Below are 2,585 nucleotides of genomic sequence, written 5' to 3' on the forward strand. Positions count from 1 at the left end.
GTCCTCGGCCTGGCCGCGGCCGGCACCTCGGCGGCGCTCACCGCGTGCGCCGCCGAGGACCCGGCGGCGTCCGGCGGCGCCGGGTCCGCGGCGGAGGAGGCCGCCCCCGTGGACGCGGGCCCGGTGGAGGACCTCCCGGTCGGCTCGGCCGTGAAGGTCGACCGGGACGGCGTGCAGGCCGTCGTGGGGCGTCCGGACGAGGACACGGTCGTCGCGTTCTCCCCCGTATGCCCGCACCAGGGGTGCATGGTGGCCCCGCGGGAGGAGCAGTACGTCTGCCCGTGCCACTCGTCGCAGTTCGACCTCAGGACGGGCGCCGTGCTGGCGGGGCCGGCCGAGACCGGCCTGGAGCCCTATCCCGCCCGCGTGGCGGACGGCCGGATCCTGCTGGGCTGAGCCCCGGGCTCAGCCCCGGTGCGAGCGTGGCAGCGACGCCCCGCGGGCGTCGTCCTCGGCGGTGCCGGGCACGGCCTCCTCGCCGGGGGCGCCGTCCCGCACCGGGCGCGCATAGGGCACGCGGGTGCCGAGCACGGACGCCAGCGTGTCCTGGGCGACGCGCTGGGCGGTGAGCCCCACCCGCGCGAGGACCTGGGAGCGGGAGCCGTGCAGCAGGAACTCCGTGGGCAGGCCCACCTCGTTGAGCGCGGTGTCGACCCCCGCAGCCCGCATCTCCTGGCGGATCCGGGAGCCGATCCCGCCGGCCCGCACGCCGTCCTCGACGACCACCACGATCCGGTGCTGGGCCGCGAGCTCGATGACGGAGACCGGCACGGGCAGCACCCACCGGGGGTCGACCACTGTCGAGGAGACGCCGTGGGCCTCGAGCCGGTCGGCGACGTCCAGCGCCAGGGCGCTCATGGCGCCGACGGACACGAGCAGGACGTCACGGCGGGCGCCCTCCGTCCCGCTCTCCCCGCCGCGGCGCGCGAGGACGTCCACCCCGTCCCTCAGCCGCTCCACGGCCGGGACGGGGGCGCCCACGGCGCCCTTGGGATACCGGATGACGGTCGGGGCGTCGTCGACGGCGACCGCCTCGCGCAGCTCCTCGGTGAGGGTCGGCTCGTCGCGCGGGGCGGCGAGGTGCAGCCCGGGCACGATCTGGAGCAGCGCCAGGTCCCACATGCCGTGGTGGCTGGGGCCGTCGGGGCCGGTCACCCCGGCGCGGTCGAGGACCACCGTGACCCCGGCCCGGTGCAGGGCCACGTCCATCAGGAGCTGGTCGAAGCCGCGGTTGAGGAACGTGGCGTAGAGCGCCACCACGGGGTGCAGCCCGCCGTAGGCCATGCCGGCGGCCATGGCGATGGCGTGCTGCTCGGCGATGCCCACGTCCACGACGCGCCCGGGGTGGGCGGCCTGCATCTTCTGCAGCCCGACGGGGATGAGCATGGCCCCGGTGATGCCGACGACGTCCTCGCGCTCGTCGGCGATGCGGGCGATCTCGTCGCGGAACACCGCCGTCCAGCTGCGCTCGGAGCTCGTGGCCGTGGAGCGCCCCGTGACGGGGTCGATGACGCCCACGGCGTGGAACTGGTCGTCCACGTTGGCGGTCGCGGGCCCGTAGCCGTGGCCCTTCTCCGTGATCGCGTGCACGATGACGGGGCCGCCGTAGTTCTTGGCGTTGCTCAGCGCCTGTTCGACGGCCTCGAGGTCGTGCCCGTCCACGGGGCCGACGTACTTCATGCCGAGGTCCTCGAAGATGCCCTGGGGCACCACCACGTCCTTGATCCCCTGCTTCATCCCGTGCAGGCCCCGGTAGAACATCCCGCCCACGGGACCGGAGTGCTTCAGCAGGTCCTTGACCGTCTCGAGGGTCTGCTCGTAGCGGCGGTCGGTGCGCACGGCGTCCACGCCCTGCTGCACGCTGGCCTGGAGCTCCGCGAGATGGTTGGCGAAGCCGCCCACGGTGGGGGCGTAGGACCGGCCGTTGTCGTTGACCACGATCACGACCTTGCGGTCCCGGTCGGAGGCGATGTTGTTGACGGCCTCCCAGGCCATGCCGCCCGTGAGCGCGCCGTCCCCCACCAGCACGACGGTGTGCCGGTCGTGCTGGCCGGTCATGGCGTAGCCCCGGGAGATGCCGTCGGCCCAGGACAGGGAGGAGGACGCGTGCGAGGACTCGACGATGTCGTGCTCGGACTCCCGGCGGTCCGGGTAGCCGGCGAGCCCGCCCTCCTGGCGCAGGGTCTCGAAGTTCTTGCGGCCCGTGAGCAGCTTGTGCACGTAGGACTGGTGGCCGGTGTCGAAGACCACGGAGTCCTTGGGCGAGTCGAAGACCCGGTGCACCCCGAGGGTCAGCTCGACGACCCCCAGGTTGGGTCCCAGGTGCCCGCCCGTGGCGGAGACGTGGGTGACGAGGAACTCGCGGATCTCCTCGGCCAGCCGGCTCAGCTCTGCCCGGCTCAGCCCCGCGAGGTCCTCGGGCCCGGACACCCGCTCCAGCACGCTCATGGTTTCTCCCGCAGTCCTCGCCCGTCGTGGTCGCGCACGCCGTCCGTCCCGGGGGGCCCGGGCGGCGCGCTCCCCCGATCCTACTCGTTCGCCCCGACAGGGCCGTCAGCGCGCAGGGGCCCGGTCCGTTCCCGGAC

2 protein-coding genes are annotated in these 2,585 nt (G+C 74.5%); one reads left to right on the forward strand and one right to left on the reverse strand.

What is annotated here, in order from left to right; all coding sequences use genetic code 11:
- Window positions 1–396 (forward strand): Rieske (2Fe-2S) protein (locus tag ACFU0Y_RS17840; RefSeq protein ID WP_380216255.1); only part of this gene is annotated, 396 nt, incomplete at its 5' end.
- A gap of 9 nt (window positions 397–405) precedes the next feature.
- Here ACFU0Y_RS17840 and dxs read toward each other — a convergent pair.
- Window positions 406–2,448 (reverse strand): 1-deoxy-D-xylulose-5-phosphate synthase, encoded by a 2,043-nt coding sequence (gene dxs, locus ACFU0Y_RS17845; RefSeq protein WP_380216257.1) that lies wholly within the window; start codon window positions 2,446–2,448, stop codon window positions 406–408.
- Window positions 2,449–2,585: the final 137 nt, after the last annotated feature.

Origin of the sequence: Kocuria sp. NPDC057446 (assembly GCF_042802875.1) — a bacterium.
GTDB lineage: Bacteria > Actinomycetota > Actinomycetes > Actinomycetales > Micrococcaceae > Kocuria.

Excerpts from the sequence above, each read along its gene's own strand:
- dxs (WP_380216257.1), bottom strand. The coding sequence starts at position 2,448 with ATGAGCGTGCTGGAGCGGGTGTCCGGGCCCGAGGACCTCGCGGGGCTG.